We start from the raw sequence: 17,267 nt of genomic DNA on the forward strand, positions 1-17,267 counted from the left end.
GGATTTTGCAAATACGGAGCGCAAAAAAGTAAAACAAGGATTATTTATGAACGCTCAAGCACTTTACGATCCGGCCAACGAACACGACGCCTGCGGTGTCGGTCTTGTTGCCAATATTAATAATGTTGCCTCGCACCAGATTGTGCTGCAGGGTATTACGGTCTTGAAGAGACTCATGCACCGCGGTGCGGCTGGTGGCGACCCTGAAACGGGTGACGGCGCTGGCCTTTTGCTTTCTATGCCGCATAAGTTCTTCCGCAAGCTCTACCCGAGCCTTCCGGCCCGTTACGGCGTGGCAATGTACTTTGTGGAAAACACGCTTGCCGCCGATGCTCTGGATGCAGAAATCAAGCGCGTTGCCGAATCCGAAGGTGTCGATGTCATTCAGTTCCGCGAAGTTCCGGTGAATCCCGCTACCATCGGTCACACGGCCCGCGAAACCTTGCCGCACATTCGCCAGGTGTTCTTTGACGGTTCCAAGTTTAAGACCAACGAAGAATTCGATATCAAGCTTTACGTGGTGCGCCGTTTGGTCGAAAAGACCTGCAAGGGCGTGTATGTTTGCAGCTGCAGCCGCAAGAGCATTGTTTACAAGGGCTTGTTGCTTGCAAGCCAGATCGAAGGCTTCTATAAGGACCTGAACGATCTCGATTTCGAAAGCCCCTTGGCTCTCGTGCACCAGCGTTATTCTACCAATACGTTCCCGACTTGGCCGTTGGCGCACCCGTTCCGCTATCTCGCTCACAACGGTGAAATCAACACCTTGCGCGGTAACCTGAACAGCCTTCGCGCCCGCGAACCGCTCCTGAAGAGCGAAGTCATCGGTGAAGATTTGCCGAAGCTCTTGCCGCTCATTATGCCGGGTCAGAGCGACTCTGCTAGCCTTGATAACATGTTTGAGCTTCTCGTCGCAGCGGGCCGTAGCCTCCCGCATGCGATGATGATGCTTCTGCCGCAGGCTTGGGGCCAGAAGCATTACCTCGGCCGCGACGTGCGTGGCTTCTTTGAATACGAATCCATGCTTATGGAACCGTGGGATGGCCCTGCCGCTGTCGCGTTCAGCGATGGTGTGAATGCTGGTGCAATCCTCGACCGCAACGGCCTTCGTCCGGCTCGTTACACCTTATGTAAAGACGGCCTCTTCGTGATGGCCTCTGAAACAGGCGTGCTCGACTTGGCCGACGACGAAGTCGAAGAAAAGGGCCGCCTCAAACCTGGTGAAATCATCTACCTCGATCTCGAAAATCACCACATCTTGAAGAATGCCGAAATGAAGGCTTACGTGGCCCGTAGCAAGCCGTACCGCCGCTGGGTCGCCGAAAACAAGATGAGCGTTCGTGGCCTCTTTAGCGAAATCAACCCGGCCGACGTTCCTGACGATATTCTGGTGCAGCAGAAGCGCTTCGGTTACTCTGCCGAAGACCTCTCCATTATTTTGCAGCCCATGGCCAAGAACGGTGCAGAACCTATCGGTTCTATGGGTAACGACGCCGCTCTCGCCGTACTTTCGGACAAGCCGCAGCCGCTGTTCAACTACTTCAAGCAGCTCTTTGCCCAGGTGACGAACCCACCGATTGACCCGATTCGTGAAGAACTGGTGATGAGCCTTACGACTTACATCGGTAACCACGGCAATATCCTCGAAGAGACTCCGGAGCAGGCGCACCTCATCAAGATTCCGCGCCCGATCGTGACCGAAGACGAAATCCGCCGCTTTGAAAACATCGGCGATAAGGCCTTCAAGGCCAAGGAACTCAAGATGCAGTTCCCGCTCGGTGGCAATGGGGAAGTCCTCGAAGCCGCCTTGCAGAACCTCGCTGGCGATGCCGTGCGTGCCGTGAATGACGGTTTCGATATCATCGTTCTGACCGATAAGAACATCGATTGGGGCTACGTGCCTATTCCGTCGCTGCTTGCCACGGCCAGCGTGAACCGCGCCCTTGTGGAAGCCGGTGTACGTCCTGAAATCGGTTTGGTGGTGCAGTCCGGCGAAGTCCGCGAAGTCATGCATTTTGCCTTGTTGCTCGGTTTCGGTGCTACGGTCATCAACCCGTATTTGGCCTTCCAGAGCATTACCAACATGTGCCACAACGGCGACCTCGATGTGGATCCGGTGACAGCTGCCGCCAACTACGTGAAGGCTGTCGATAAGGGCCTCCTCAAGATTATGTCGAAGATGGGTATTTCTACCCTCCGTAGCTACCGCAGCGCCCAGATTTTCGAAGCGGTCGGCCTGAGCAAGGAACTCGTCGAAAAGTTCTTGCCGGGGACAGCAAGCCGCATCGAAGGTATCGGCCTCGAAGAAATCGCTGCTGAAGTGGGCGAGCGTCAGAAGATTGCCTTTGCCGACGCAAGCAAGGTGCTTCAGTCCGGTGGCCAGTACGCTTACCGCAAAGAAGGCGAAAAGCACTTGTGGACTCCGCAGTCCTTGGCTGCATTCCGTCAGGCTGTGCAGGGCGGCGACTACGAAAAGTTCAAGGTTTACAGCAAGCTCATCAACGATCAGTCTGAACGTCAGGCAACGCTCCGCGGCCTCTTCAAGTTCAAGGAAGCGACTCCGATCGATATTTCTGAAGTCGAAAGCCGCGAATCCATTGTCAAGCACTTTGTGGCAGGCGCTATGAGCCTTGGTTCTTTGAGCCCTGAAGCTCACGAAACCATCGCTATCGCCATGAACCGCATCGGTGCCATGAGCAACTGCGGTGAAGGTGGTGAAGACCCGGATCGCGATACTCCGGCTCCGAACGGAGATATCCGTAGCTCTGCAATCCGTCAGATTGCTTCGGGCCGCTTCGGTGTTACAATCGATTACCTGCGCCATGCCAAAGATTTGCAGATCAAGATGGCTCAGGGTGCAAAGCCTGGTGAAGGTGGCCAGCTGCCGGCCCACAAGGTGAACGAATTCGTGGCCCGCATCCGTCATAGTACGCCGAATGTGTCGCTGATTTCTCCACCGCCGCATCACGATATTTACTCTATCGAAGACTTGGCCCAGCTCATTTACGACCTGCGTAACTCCAACCCGAAGGCCCGTGTTTCTGTGAAGCTCGTGTCCGAAGTGGGCGTGGGTACGGTTGCCGCGGGTGTCGCCAAGGCCCATGCCGATGTGGTGCTCATTTCTGGCCACGATGGCGGTACGGGTGCATCTCCGCTGACTTCTATCAAGCATGCCGGCCTTCCGTGGGAACTCGGTATTGCCGAAGCGGAACAGACCCTTGTGCTCAATGACTTGCGCGGTCGTATCAAGCTCCAGGTCGATGGTCAGCTCAAGACGGGCCGCGATATTGTGGTGGCCGCCCTCCTCGGTGCTGAAGAATTCGGTTTTGCCACGAACTTGTTGGTTAGCCTTGGTTGCGTGATGGACCGCAAGTGCCATACGAACCAGTGCCCCATGGGTATTGCAACGCAGGATGCTGACTTCCGCAAGCGCTTTGCCGGTAAACCGGAATATGTCGAAAACTTCCTCTTCTTCATCGCCGACGAAGTCCGCGAAATCCTCGCAAGCCTCGGTCTCCGCTCTCTCGAAGAAGCCTGCGGCCGTAGCGACCTCCTCGAAAAGGATTCCGCCATCGCCTTCTACAAGGCAAAGAACCTCGATTTCTCCAAGATTTTCGAAACCGTCAAGGGTGGCGTCAAGTCCTTTGACAAGAACTATGTCAAGGAAGAACTGGTCAACTTCGACCGCCGCGAACTCTTGCCGTTTGTCAAGGAAACGCTCGAAAAGGGGACTGCCGTGGAACTCAGCGCGATGGTGCACAACACCGATCGTACGGTGGGTACGGAACTTTCCGGCGAAGTGGACGAACACTTTGGCGTGAAGGGCCTCCCCGAAGATACCATCCGCATTCACCTTCAGGGGGTCGCGGGCCAGAGCTTCGGAGCCTTCCTTGCTCCGGGTGTCACGCTCGATCTGGAAGGCGAAGCCAACGACTTTATGGGTAAGGGACTTTCGGGTGGTAAGATTATCGTGCGCCCGCCGCACAACGCCACCTTCAAGGCCGAAGACAACGTCATCGCCGGTAACGTCATCGGTTACGGTGGTACGTCGGGTAAGGTGTTTATTAACGGCCTTGCGGGCGAACGCTTCGGTATCCGTAACTCCGGTATGCTCCTGGTAAGTGAAGGCGTGGGTGACCACGGTTGCGAATACATGACGGGTGGCCGCGTGGTGGTACTCGGTCGCGTGGGCGTGAACTTCGCCGCAGGTATGACAGGTGGCTTTGCTTACGTGTACGACGAAACGGGTCACTTCGACCTGAGCTGCAACGTGGGCTCCGTGGACCTTGAAAGTGTGATTGCCGGTACTGAAAGCGAACGCGAGCTCCTCGACTTCATTGAGCAGCACGTTCAGGCAACGGGTAGCGAAAAGGGCAAGCGCATCCTTGAAAACTGGAACAGCGAACGTCCCAAGTTCGTGAAAATCTTCCCGGTGGATTACAGGAACGCATTGGCTAAGAAGGGCTGAGGTTAATATGCAAGAAGTTAAAAGAATCGCAGATGTTTACCGCCCTGTCGAAGAGCGAATCAAGGACAACAACGAAGTCGAACGCCGCTTGACTTCATTGGAAATCGTGCAGCAGGGTTCACGCTGCCACAGTTGTGGAATCCCGTTCTGTCACGGTGCTGGCTGCCCGCTCGGTAACCTGGTGCCTGAATTCAATGCGGCTGTCGCTGTAGGGAATGCTGAACGTGCCTACAACATCATCAGCAAGACGGCGTTCTTCCCCGAATTTACGGGCCGCGTTTGTCCCGCGCTTTGCGAATCCGCTTGTACGGGCAATGTGCATAACGATCCGGTGATGGTTCGCCAGATTGAAAAGTACATCATCGAAACCGCCTTCGAAGAGGGCCGCGTAACGCTCCCCGCTGTCGAATGGAACGGCAAGACAGCCGCGGTTATCGGCTCGGGTCCTGCAGGCCTCTTTGCTGCCGAAGCGCTCCGTCGCAAGGGTTACGCCGTTACCGTTTACGAAAAGCGCGAAAAGGTGGGCGGTCTTTTACGCTACGGCATTCCGAACTGGAAACTCGACAAGTCGGTCATCGATCGCCGTGTCAAGCTCCTCGAAGAAGCGGGCATCAAGTTTGTCTGCAGCACCGAAATCGGCAAGGACATTTCGGCGGAATACATCCACAAGAATTTTGACGAAGTCTTCCTCGCTATCGGTACGCCGAACGCCCGCGACTTGAAAATCCCGGGCCGCGAAGCCGAAGGAATCTTCCTTGCGCTCGACTTCTTGCACGGCGCAAACAAGCCCGGCGAAACGAATCCTGAAAAGTTCAGCGCCAAGGGCCGCAAGGTCTTGGTGATTGGCGGTGGCGATACGGGTAACGACTGCGTGGGTAAGGCGATTCGCGAAGGCTGCGAAAGCGTGCTCCAGGTGGAATTCATGCCCAAGCCGCCCGAGGAACGTTCCCCGTCCACTCCGTGGCCGGATTGGCCGTACATGCTGCGTACCAGCTACGCCCAGCACGAAGGTGGCGAACGCCGCTGGAATGTTTCTTCCAAGCAGTTTATCGTGAAAGACGGCCGCGTGGCAGGTGTGGAAGCTGTCCGCGTGGAATGGGAAATGTCGCCGCAGGGCCGCCCCCTCAAGCCTGCTGAAGTCCCGAATTCTACCGAAGTCATTGATACCGACTTGGTGGTGCTCGCCATGGGCTTCACCGGCGTGCCTGCCGAGGGAATCGTGAATGACCTGGGCCTGCAACTTACCCCGCGAACAGCGATCATTCCGGACCCGGCTCGCCACATTTACGCAGTCGGCGACTGCGCAAATGGCGCGTCCCTTGTGGTCCGCGCCATGGCCGATGCTAAGGCGAAAGTTGCTTCCCTTTAAAATTGCGCCATAGACATAAATAGAAGAGGCTTAAGTTCCGCTTAGGCCTCTTTTATACTATTTTTGTAGGGAATAAAACGGAGAATACGAGATGAATTATCTAATTGTACCTGGCTTGAATAATTCTGGACCGAAACATTGGCAAACTTTTTGGGCTAAGAGCTTGCCTAACGCCACGCGCGTGGAGCAACGTTGCTGGGACAATCCCGAAAAGGGCGAATGGGTTGAAACTCTCGATAAGGCTGTTCGCGCTTTGAAGGGCGATACTATCCTGATTCCTCACAGCTTGGGTGTTTGCACCACCGTAAACTGGCTTTTAAAGGCCGCTTCGTGCGGAGGCGTGCCTGCGCACGTCAAGGGTGCATTCCTCGTTTCTCCGAGCGATGTTGACAATATAGACGTCATCAAGAGCTTTGCTCCCATGCCGCTTGAAAAGTTGCCGATTCCTGCTTGTGTGGTGGCCAGCGAAAACGATCCGTTTGTCACCATGGAACGTTCGCTGTTCTTCGCAAACGCCTGGGGCGTTAAGGTCTACAACGCCGGCGCTCTTGGCCACATCAATTCTGATTCCGACCTTCGCGAATGGGAACAAGGCCGCGGCTTCCTCGCCGAATTCGAATCAAGCCTTTAAATGAAAACGCCCCGACATTGTCGGGGCGAAATTATGCGATAGAGCTGTTTTTTACTCGCCTAAGCAAGAATCCATTGCAGCGATAATCTTACCCTTATCCATGTGCTGGCCGATGAAGACGAGTCGGATAATACGGTCGCCGTACTTTTCGTCCCACACCTTAAGCAAGTCCGGATTTTCACGCAGAATTCGCTTCTGTTCGGCTTCGCTTTCGCTTGCAAACCAAGGACCGAAATTCTGGGCAGATGCCTGCTTACCAGCCTGTTCGAATAGGTAGCTGTTATCGCGTTCGTCTTCGAACCACACGAGACCCTTGGTGCGGATAATGCTAGTCGGGTAGTCGTCAAGCAACACTTCAAAGCGTTCACGAATCAACGGACGGCGGCGTTCGTACACGAACGTGCCGATGCCGTATTCGTCACCATGCGGATGGTCCTTGTCATGGTGGTGACCGCAGTGGCACACGCCGTGTTCATGGTCGCAGTGACTGTGGTCTTCGTGCTCATGCTCGTGATCATGATGATGCTCGTGTTCGTCATGATCGTCGTCATCGTGGTCATGATGGTGGTGCTCATGCTCGTCGTGGTCATCGTCATCGTGGTCATGATGGTGGTGCTCATGCTCGTCGTGGTCATCGTCATCGTCTTCAGGAGACGTTTCTTTCATGAGTTCCTTGGCCCAGGCGGCGGAGTTGCCGACCTTTTCGAAATCGAACTGCTTGGTGTCCAAGATATCCTTCATTTCGACCTTGCCGTAATTCGTCTCGATCATCTTGGCATCGGGCTGCAAGGCGCGAACCACGGCCTTCACGTGTTCAAGGTCTGTTTTAGACAAACTATCAACCTTGTTCATCACAATCGTGTTGCAGAATTCAATCTGCTGGATGAGCAGGTTGGCGATGTCTTCTTCTTCGAGATCCTTGTCGAGCAGTTTCTGTCCGCCGGCGAATTCGTCGGCGAGGCGAGCCACGTCAACAACGGATACGATGTTGTCCAGGTGGCAGGGGAGTGGGCGGCCGTCGCGGCTCTGCAACTGGGCACCGGCCATGCAAATCGTTTGTGCGATAGGAATCGGTTCGCAAATGCCGCTTGCTTCAATCAAAATGTAGTCGAACTTGTTCATTTCCAACAGTTCGGCAATTTGTTCCAAAAGGTCGGTCTTCAGGGAGCAGCAAATGCAGCCGTTAGACAGCGGCACCACCTTGCCGGAGTCTTCTTTAGTAATGTTTCCGCCCTTTTCGATGAGCGTCTGGTCGATGTTCACTTCGCCGATGTCGTTTACAATCACAGCGACATGGTAACCTTGCTGGTTGTTGAGAACAAAATTGAGAAGGGTGGTTTTTCCGGCTCCGAGGTAGCCGGTGAGCAGCGTAATAGGTACTGACTTTTTCATAGTATCCCCAAATTTAGCTTTTTTTGCTTTTTTCGGCAAAAAACATAAAAAAAACTAGCCCAGCAGAGCCGGACTAGTTTTTTGGGGGTTAGGAGGAGAACAAAGAGTTCTGTCGTATAAGATATAAAAATTTGGATGTTCCGACAAGTAAATAACTGAAATATTTCTTACATATTCCTTATTTTTGTAATTTTTGTGTGATTTTGAAGGAAGTGATGGTACAAAATGTCCCATTTTCGCTTTTTGGGGGCTTTGATCGATGCTTTTGTAATCAAAGGTTCATTTTTGAGCCAAAAACGGCTATATTTGCTTGATGAATGGAGATTCTATGAATTGTCGAATACTGATGCGTTTCGTCGGAACTACCGATGAACTTTCCGCCGTTTATGATGCCCTGATGGAGCAGTACCCCGAAATGGACCTGCCCAGCGAGGACTCTGGCGAGTGGTACTCGGTTGACGACGTCATGATGGATGAATATGAATGCCGTTTCGAAGAATTGCCCGAAGGCGAACTCTTGGCAATGGATGGCTCCGTACTCATCGAAGATGAACTTCCCGAAGATTTCTTTGCCGATCTTATGGATCGCTTCGAACGCGTGTACGGCGCATTCAAGTGGTCTTCTTTAGATGTGGGCGTGGGCTGCGGTGTCAGCGATGGCTGGGGCGAATTCAACCCGGACTACGCCGACGATTATTCCGACGAAGCCAACGAAATTTCCGAAGCTGTCCTCGGTTTTTGATTCTCTATTTAATAATTAATTTGTCTGTGATTTCAGTAAGCATGCGTTCATGCGTGCAGACTTCAGGCGAAACGCCCTCAATAGAACCGGTGCTGTAAAAGCTCGTGCAGGCGCATTCATGGGCGCAACAGCGGTAGCGTATGTCGCAACCTTCGCATTCTTTTTTGTCGTTGTCCAAGAACAGTCTAATTTGTTCGCAGGCGTCTTCGTTAAATCCGGTGAAGACGTTACCTTGTAAGTAAGGCGGATTATTGTTTGAGGTAATGAACCTGGTGCAAGGGAACATGTTGCCATTGGTCGCAACGCCAATGGCTCCGTTGTATACATGGCAAGAATATTGCCTATACCGTAAATTCGTAAGGTATAATTTTATTTTGTCCTGAATCGTGCCCAAGAACATCTTGTCGCCTTTATCGCGACATTTCTTCCAGTACAAAGCCATCTTCTGGTATTGTAGGGCGAGCCTGTCAAAATCTTCGCCGGTCCATTTGCCGTCAAAGTCGACGCTCGTGGTAAGGCTCCTGAATCCCTGCTCATGCAGCCACTTGACGCTGTCGGCAAGGGTTTCTATGTGGGCTCGCGTTACGGTGCTTAGAGCGACTGCGCCTAACTTTACGAATCGCGGAATGTTCTTTTTGATTTCCTTGAAACTCCCGCAGCCGTTTATGGTACGGCGAGCAATGTCGTGGTGGTGTTCCGGACCGTCAAGCGAAAGGTAAATGCGAAAATGCTCGCGTTCGCAAAAGTCAAAAAAAGAATCGTCAAAGAGCGTGCCGTTCGTGTTGACTGCAAAATTGAGCTTGAAGTTGCTGGGCGCTTCGCCTTTGTCCATGGACTCGGCAAGGAATGCCTTGGCGATGTTCACGCCCTTGAAAATAGCGTCCTTGCGCAACAATGGCTCGCCACCGAAAAAGGTGATGTTCAGATAAGTCTGCCTGAAAAACAGGCTGCGCTCTAGCCCCACGCGAATCGCCTGCTCGAGCGTTTTGTCATCCATCACGTTGTGGCGAGCGGATTGCGTGTCCTTGTAATAACAATAGGAACAGCGCAAGTTACACTGTTCCGTAAGGCATAGAACTAAGTTCATGTTCGAATATCGCCCGGCTCGTAGGTAGTAACCATGCTGACTATCAAGTTGCAAGGACCGTCAGGATCTACGCAAAGTCGTACGTTGCAGTCAGGGCTTGCAGGACCATTGGGACATTCGCCCTGATAGCGGTTGAAGGAACTGGACGAGGCGGGGTCTTCTGAATTTGAGGAGTTGACCGAACTTAAGGAGTCGTCGATAAAGATTGGGTCGCCTGCGAGCGGTACCGGTTCTTCAGCGGAGCTGCTTTGTGCTTCCTCATCTGAAGAAGAACTGGAGTTCGGACCGTAAATGTCATCGTCGGTGGGTGCGGCGATGGTACCCGCTTCAGGGGGTGGATACGGTTCTTCAAACGATGAACTGCTCAAAGGTTCTGCTGCAGACGACAGCGCTTCAACGGCCGAACTGCTAAGAGCCTCGTGGCTCAGGGGAATATCGACAACGCTTGAACTGCTCGGAGTTTCGTTTTCGGGAGCTCCTGTTTCAGGATTCTCGAGATTGGTCTGATCAGGGGCCGCTGCGGTGCCACTTTCTTCGCAAGCGGTCAATGCAACGGCCGCAATACCAAGCGATGCAGCAATGGCGCTTTTGGCGGCAATGCTTAGCTTCGTGCTGTTTTTGACGATTTTCTTCTCGATTTTCATAGCAGAACTCCTTCCTTCTGATTAAAATATATATAAATCGCCTCCCGCTTTGTACAAGAAAGGCAATTTTGCAAAAACCTGTGACCAAATACAAGAAAATCCGCCCTTTCGGAGCGGATTTCCTAAAATCTAGGCGCAAGAGTTGCAGCTGTCTACAAAAACTGTCTACTGTCTACTGTTTACTGCCTACTGCGAACGCTTTGCGTTCGCTACGTCTGTTCTTCGCCGCGGAGCATGATGACCTTACCCGTGCGAATGTATTCGACGATTTCGAACTTCTGCAACAGGCTCTTGAGCGTGTCGACCTTCTGGCTGTTTCCGGTGATCTGGATGATCATCGAAGTAGCGGTCATGTCCACGGTGTTGGCGTGGAAGTGGTCGCAAAGCTGCAGAATTTCGGTACGCTGGTCCGGAGTGCAACGCACCTTGATGAGTGCGAGTTCCTTTTCCACGGCGTCGGTATCGGTATGGTCCTTGGCCTGCACCACGTCCACGAGCTTTTCGAGCTGCTTGATAATCTGCATCAAGATCTCGGGATTGCCGTGAGCGATGATGTTCATGCGGCTAAAGTTCGGGTCGAGCGTGGGGGAGACCACCAGGGAATCGATGTTGTAACCACGGCGGGAGAACACGAGGGCGATGCGCACGAGCACGCCCGGGCGGTTTGCAACTAACAAACTAATAGAATGTGCTTTATCCTTTAACATGGCTTATCTCCTTAGGTCGATCCCGTGGGCTTTTCAAGTTGAGTCTTCGGCTGTTCGGTAATCATGCTCGTAATCGGAGCTCCGGCCGGAATCATCGGGAACACGTTGTCTTCCTTTTCGCATTCGCAGTGGATGAGCACCGGGCCTTCGTTGTATTCCAGAGCCTTCTGGATCACGCGTTCGGCGTCGGCACTACGCTTGATGCGGAGTCCCAGGATGCCGTAGGCTTCGGCGAGCTTCACGAAGTCGGGGTTGCCCTTCATGTCCACGCAGCTGTAGCGCTTGTCGTAGAACATGTCCTGCCACTGGCGCACCATGCCCAGGTACTTGTTGTCCATCACGAAGATCTTGATGGGGAGCTTGTGGATGGCGGCTGTTGCAAGTTCTGCTTCGGTCATCTGGAAACCACCGTCACCGCAGAAGGTCACCACCGGCCAGCCGGTGGTGTTGCCGAAAGCGGCGCCAATGCAAGACGGGAGGCCAAAGCCCATGGTGCCTGCGCCGCCACTGGAGTGGAGCTGGCGCGGATAATTGGTGTGGAAGAACTGAGCCACCCACATCTGGTGCTGGCCCACGTCAGTCGTGACAATGGCCTTGCCCTGCGTTAGGTCGCTAACAGTCTGAACAATGTGCTGCATACGGAGACCGCCCTGCTTCGGGTAGGTCAGCGGGAAACGCTTCTTCCAGGACTGGCAAGTCTTCACCCATTCGGCGGTGTCGAGCTTACCCACGAGCGGCAGGAGCTGTTCCAGAACGAGCTTTGCGTCGCCGCACATGAACACATCCGGCTGCAACACCTTGCCTTCTTCGGCAGGGTCGATGTCGATGTGCATCTTGATAGCGTCCTTACAGAAAACGTCAAGCTTACCGGTAATACGGTCGTCCCAGCGGCTACCGATCGAAAGAATCAAGTCGCAATCGAGAACGGCCTTGTTGGCGTACACGGTGCCGTGCATGCCGAGCATACCCAAAGAAAGTTCATGGTCGGTCGGGAAGGTGCCAAGGCCGAGCAAAGTGCAGCACACGGGGGCGTTCAACTTTTCGGCGAGTTCCTTCACCTGGCGGCTAGCACCCGAAATCATGGCGCCGTGGCCCACGAGCAAAAGCGGCTTCTTGGACTTTTTCAGGTATTCGGCGGCCTTTTCGACACTTTCAGTAGAAGCGTAGCTCGGGATCTTGTAACCCGGAAGGTCCATCTTGTCGGTGAACGGAGCGGTGCAGGGGCCTGCGGTCACGTCCTTCGGCAAGTCAATCAGCACGGGGCCCGGACGGCCGCTGCGTGCGATGTGGAAGGCTTCCTTCATCACGCGCGGAAGGTCGTTGGAATCCTTCACCAGGTAAGAATGCTTCACGGCTGCAAAAGTCATACCGCTTGTATCGCATTCCTGGAAGGCGTCCTTACCCAAGTTCGGAGTAGTCGTCTGGGCGGCAAGAACCACGATCGGGCTAGAATCCATAAGGGCGGTGTAGATACCGGTAAAGGTGTTGGTTGCGCCCGGGCCGCTGGTGACGAGAGCAACGCCGACCTTGCCGGTCTGGCGAGCGTAACCGTCGGCCATGTGGGTAGCGCCCTGTTCGTGGCGGGTCAACACGACTTTAATATTGGAATCCAGAATGGCGTCGAACATCGGGATGGCCGATCCACCGGGATAACCGAAAATGGTATCAATTCCTTCGCGCTTGAGGCATTCAATAATCACCTCTGCGCCACTTAATGGAGAATTTGCCATATAATTTCCTGTACTTAACGGGTTGTTGTTCAAAAAATATGGCAGAAATATAGAACGAATGCCCCCTAGTGGCAAGATATTTACTCCGAAATATCTGAAAATTTTAAAGTTTTTTTGGAAAGTTGTGCTTTTTTATACCTTGCACTCTAAAAAGTTTGCTGTTTTTTACTCTATTTTTGAAAAAGTCTTTGTTTTGGGCTTTTGAAATTGGTGTGTTTTGTGCTTAAATTTGCTAAAAATTAAATTTTGAATAAAGTAAATCGTGTGCTTTTGAAGTGAAACTTAAGTAAAAAGACCCTTTCGAAAGCCGAAAGAGTCTCGGAAAGGACGTTTTTTATGAAAAATAGACTTTTTTAGCCTTCAATCCAGCCGTAGCGGCCGTTGAACTTGGCTTCAGCCTTTAAAACTTGGAAGGTACAGCTGATTTCGACAGCCACATTCTTGGGCAAATTCGATACGCCTACGGCAGTACGGGCATGCTTTCCGTTTTCGCCAAAAATCTTCACGGCAAGTTCGCTGGCGCCATTCAGCACGCTCGGCTGTTCATGGAATCCCGGTGCAGACTGCACAAAGCCCTGCATCTGGACCAAGCGGAGGGTCTCGTTTTCTTCTAGCAGCGAGAGGGCTGCGGCCACGTTATTCATAAGGCAAATAGCGGCGCCTTCAGTGGCTTTTTCAACAGAAATGTCAGTAGGCACAGAACCGCAAAATGCGGAAAAATCACCGTTTACCGAGGGCAGTTGGCCCGAAACATAAATGGTGTCGCCATTTCGAGTGGCAGGAACATAGGCGGCGAGCGGTGCGGGGCACTTGGGGAGCGTCAATCCCAGTTCTTGAACTTTTTTAACGATTTGTTCCATATAGACTCCTTGCTCATTTTTTGCCCCATTAATATACAATTTTATCTGCAAAAAAGAACGGCAATTTACACTCTATGTATAAATTGCCGTGTAATATCGTTTAGTGTGGGGCTTATGCTTTCTTTTCGACAAGCTCCAGAGCCATTTTCTTCATTCCGTTGAAGTCCCACTTGCCGGAACCCAGCTTCGGAATGTTGTCTACGACAAATACCGCACCCGGCTGCATGAGCGGCGGAATGCCTGCCTTGCGGAGGTTGCGAGAAACGTCTTCGGCGTTCACGTTGCCCTTGACCAGGAGCACAATCTTTTCGCCCTTGGCGGAATCGGGCACTGCCGTAACGGCGAATTCGCAATCTTCCATGACCTTGGATTCTGCGATGCGCAATTCCACAGCCGTCAACGAAATCATTTCGCCACCGAGCTTAGCGAAGCGGCTGTAGCGGCCGAGAATCTGTACGAATCCGTCCGGAGTGAGTTTGCATTTGTCACCCGTCTTGTACCAGCGACGGCCATTGATGTTGATGACCACGGAGTCAGTCTTTTCTTTGTCTTTCAGGTAGCCCTTCATCACCTGGGGGCCGGTCACCACCAACATGCCTTCTTCGCCGTTGGGCAGGAATTCGTTGGTTTCCGGGTCGATGATCGCGCAGACGGAGCCTGGCACTGACATGCCGATGCTTGAATTGTCGCTGCACTTTTCCATGGTCAAGAAGTCGTCCAGCAGCACGTTCGGGGCGTTGAGCGTTGCAAGCGGTGTAAGCTCGGTGCAACCGTAGCCTTCGTAAACGTCTTTGCCGAACTTGAGTTTGAATGTTTCGCGCATTTCGGGGCGCAGCTTTTCGGCACCGGCAATGATGTAACGCAATGAATCCAAACACATCGGGTGTACCCAGCGGTTAATGGCGATGGCGCGCAGGAAAGTCGGAGTCCCCATCATAATCGTGGTCTTGTACTGGGCGCACACGCGGGCGAGCGTCTTGATGTCGGTCGGGTCGGGGCAGAGCACCATGGGCACACCGTCCAAAAGCGGCATCATATATGTCATGGTAAAACCGAACGAATGGAACAGCGGAAGTAGCGATGTCATTACGTCGGTACGACGGAGCTTGATAATGTGGTCTCCCTGCTGGGCGTTCGAGATCACGTTCTTGTGGGTGAGTTCAACACCCTTCGGTGTTCCTTCGGAACCCGAACTGAAGAGGATGACTGCATCGTCGTTCAGGTTGGCCGAGGTAAACCATAGATGGCGTAAAATCGCTGCCGGACAGAAATGGATGATAAATGTCGAAACTAGGCGACAGATGGTCGATATTTTGGCTTCTTCTTCGTCCAGGTAAATCATCTGGCATTTGCCGGCGATTTGTCCGAAGGCGACATTCTTTCCACAGAGCTTGTCGAAGAAGGCGTGGGTAGTAACGACTGTAGAAATGTCTGCCTTTTCGATGCAGCCGAGAATCGTATCGACCGGAGCGGAATAGTTCAGGTTCACCGTCGTTTTGCCGGTACCGAGAATCGACATAATGCCAAGAGCGGCATCGCGGCTAGTCGAAAGCATAAAGCCCACGTTGCGGTCACCCTTCGCGACAGACTTGATGACTTTGCCGAAGTGGTGGCACAATCGAATCATGTCGTAGCCGTTGACATGGTTGCCGGCGGGGTCAATCAGCATCACGCGGGAACGGCGCTTGCGCATAGCCTTGAACCAAAGCGGGACTATCGATGCGGAATGGTCCATGGCGGCATTCCAAATATCGGTGTCCAGAAGTTCTAGGTCGTGGCGGATTTCTTTTTCGGTTGCGTTCGTAGGAAGCGGCTTCGAAAAACCGACGCTAATAATGCGGTTAAAGGACTGCGGACGGTTTACGCATTCGCTGGCGTGGCTGTAACGGCTGCCCCAAAGGCCTTGAATGTAGAATGGAATGATCGGAGTTTCGGTGCCTTCGATGGCCTTGGAATAATCGAGCGAGAAGGTTGATACGAACGGGGTCTTCGAAACTTCGCCTTCAGGGAAAATCACGACCGCTTCGCCATTCAAGAGAGCCTTGTGGATTTCTTCCATAGCGGGGCCTGGATCGCGGCGGTTAATGCTAATTAGGAAGTTCCCGTGGAAGAACCAGCGCTGGTACCAGTCGGCGAATGTGTTGCGGTTGCTTGCAATGCGGAGAGGTCTCGGCGAAGCAATCTGGAGCACCGCCCAGTCGATAAAGCTGAAATGCGGACCCACCAAGAGAACAGGGCCAGATTCGGGAATGTTCTGCACACCCATGACCTTGACGCGGTAACGGAATACGAAGGCGAAAGCAAAGCGGAGTGTTGCTCGCAAAAGGGCCATCGGGTTGTTTTTGAGGGTTGCAATAAAGCAAAGTGCAAGGATTACCGCTAAAATCATAAAGCAGTAATCGAGCGTAATCGGCGTAAAGATGAGGAGCAATGTTTGGCCGCCCATAATCAGCACGAGTGCAGCCATCTGAATGCAGTTTGCCACTGCGTGAATGCGGCCTGCTGTATCGGGGCGGGTGTAGCTTTGAATGACCGTACGCAAAATCACGAAGGCGCAGCCGGCGCTCCAGCCGATAATGCCGTAAAGGATCGCCTGCAACCAGGCGTTATGTACGAACGGGAGTGCAAACATGGTTATAGCGGAGGCTACTGCTGCAAACGGGATCAGGCCTGTTTCGACAAAGCCCTTGGAAGCCCAACTGGCAGAGAATGCTCCAACCACATAGCCGGCGGTCACGATGAACATGGAAATCGGAATCACGGCTGTGTTCAGCATGTTCGCCAAGTCTTGAATCAAAATCAAGAAAATCTGCGTCACGCCCCAAAAGGCGGCAAGACCAAGAATCGAAAGACGTACAATCGGGTGGCTCCAGGTGGCCGAGAAATTTCGCATGGGGGAACGCATCTTGAGGTTGTCGTGCGTCTCGCCGACCTTGATGCAAAAGCCTGCAATCGTTGTCACGACACTTAAGCCGAGATAAATCCAAAGCGTAAGGTCGATACTGATGGGTGAATCAGGCCTGCCAGAAAGTCCCATGGCGAAGAAAGCCGCTGCAGCAGTACCGAGAACAGAAAGCGCCATATACCAGGAGTTAATTTTAACGAGGTCTTCGCTTTCGACCATTTCCTTCATGATACCAAGTTTGGCCGGGCTCAGTACCGCAAGGAATATTCCGTACAGCCCGAGGAGTCCGTAGGCGACCCATTCGGCTCCAGCCACGTAGCAGACCACGACGGCAATCACGGAGGCAAGCATTCCCACCGAAGACCATGCCATGACGCGACCCTTGTGGAATCGGCCTGCAAAATAGCTGGCTGCTGGGAGCATAAAGATGCTCGGTGCAAAAATGGCAAATTGTAAAAGCATGCTGCGCCACCAGAAGGCGGACCCCTCGAACGAGATGGACAGCCATCTCTGGAAATGGACGAACAGGCCCATCTGCACAAAAATGCTACAGAAAACAAAAATTAAATAGGCTATGGAACTCTGGTACTTTGTAAGTTTCATCTTAATCTTTCGTCTCTTGTCTGTAGGACCGTAGGTCCGTTCTTTCGTCTATTTCTTCTTGAACACCTTGTAGAAGCAGAAAGTGCACATCCCGATAATACCTGCCCACGAAAGGACCATAAAAATCAGGCC

The 17,267-nt window shown here is 52.9% G+C and carries 11 protein-coding genes; 4 read left to right on the plus strand and 7 right to left on the minus strand.

What is annotated here, in order from left to right:
• Positions 1–46: 46 nt before the first annotated feature.
• The 3 genes from gltB (at position 47) to B9Y58_RS02160 (ending at position 6,465) form a co-directional block, all read left to right on the plus strand.
• Positions 47–4,465: a glutamate synthase large subunit gene (gltB, locus tag B9Y58_RS02150; protein WP_073054720.1), complete on the plus strand. Its 4,419-nt coding sequence runs from the start codon at positions 47–49 to the stop codon at positions 4,463–4,465.
• A gap of 7 nt (positions 4,466–4,472) precedes the next feature.
• Positions 4,473–5,834, plus strand: a complete 1,362-nt coding sequence (locus tag B9Y58_RS02155; RefSeq protein WP_073053853.1) for a glutamate synthase subunit beta — start codon at positions 4,473–4,475, stop codon at positions 5,832–5,834.
• Positions 5,835–5,925: 91 nt separating this feature from the next.
• On the plus strand, positions 5,926–6,465 hold the full coding sequence (locus B9Y58_RS02160) for an RBBP9/YdeN family alpha/beta hydrolase (RefSeq protein WP_073053855.1): 540 nt from the start codon (positions 5,926–5,928) through the stop codon (positions 6,463–6,465).
• A gap of 51 nt (positions 6,466–6,516) precedes the next feature.
• Here the strand turns inward: B9Y58_RS02160 and B9Y58_RS02165 are convergent, their stop codons facing one another.
• Positions 6,517–7,857: a CobW family GTP-binding protein gene (locus tag B9Y58_RS02165; protein ID WP_073053857.1), complete on the minus strand. Its 1,341-nt coding sequence runs from the start codon at positions 7,855–7,857 to the stop codon at positions 6,517–6,519.
• A 328-nt stretch (positions 7,858–8,185) separates the two neighbouring features.
• Between B9Y58_RS02165 and B9Y58_RS02170 the strand changes: the two genes are divergently transcribed.
• Positions 8,186–8,599, plus strand: a complete 414-nt coding sequence (locus B9Y58_RS02170) for a hypothetical protein (RefSeq protein ID WP_073054722.1) — start codon at positions 8,186–8,188, stop codon at positions 8,597–8,599.
• A gap of 4 nt (positions 8,600–8,603) precedes the next feature.
• On the opposite strand, the gene B9Y58_RS02175 is transcribed toward B9Y58_RS02170, so the two are convergent.
• The 6 genes from B9Y58_RS02175 to B9Y58_RS02205 form a co-directional block, all read right to left on the minus strand.
• Positions 8,604–9,686, minus strand: coding sequence for a radical SAM protein (locus tag B9Y58_RS02175; RefSeq protein WP_073053859.1), 1,083 nt, complete (start codon positions 9,684–9,686; stop codon positions 8,604–8,606).
• Entirely contained in the window at positions 9,683–10,330 is a 648-nt protein-coding gene (locus B9Y58_RS02180) for a hypothetical protein (RefSeq protein ID WP_073053861.1), read from the minus strand. Before B9Y58_RS02180 ends, B9Y58_RS02175 begins: the two co-directional genes overlap by 4 nt.
• A gap of 209 nt (positions 10,331–10,539) precedes the next feature.
• On the minus strand, positions 10,540–11,037 hold the full coding sequence (ilvN, locus tag B9Y58_RS02185; RefSeq protein WP_072799415.1) for an acetolactate synthase small subunit: 498 nt from the start codon (positions 11,035–11,037) through the stop codon (positions 10,540–10,542).
• An 11-nt stretch (positions 11,038–11,048) separates the two neighbouring features.
• On the minus strand, positions 11,049–12,767 hold the full coding sequence (gene ilvB, locus B9Y58_RS02190; protein WP_073053863.1) for a biosynthetic-type acetolactate synthase large subunit: 1,719 nt from the start codon (positions 12,765–12,767) through the stop codon (positions 11,049–11,051).
• 353 nt (positions 12,768–13,120) lie between these two features.
• Positions 13,121–13,627, minus strand: coding sequence for a RidA family protein (locus B9Y58_RS02200; protein WP_072799419.1), 507 nt, complete (start codon positions 13,625–13,627; stop codon positions 13,121–13,123).
• Positions 13,628–13,739: 112 nt separating this feature from the next.
• The gene (locus tag B9Y58_RS02205; protein ID WP_073053867.1) at positions 13,740–17,135 is read right to left on the minus strand and encodes an MFS transporter; all 3,396 of its coding nucleotides are present in this window, start codon (positions 17,133–17,135) and stop codon (positions 13,740–13,742) included.
• Between the last annotated feature and the right edge of the window lie 132 nt (positions 17,136–17,267).

The organism is Fibrobacter sp. UWB15 (genome assembly GCF_900177705.1).
In the GTDB taxonomy this organism is placed as follows: Bacteria; Fibrobacterota; Fibrobacteria; order Fibrobacterales; family Fibrobacteraceae; genus Fibrobacter.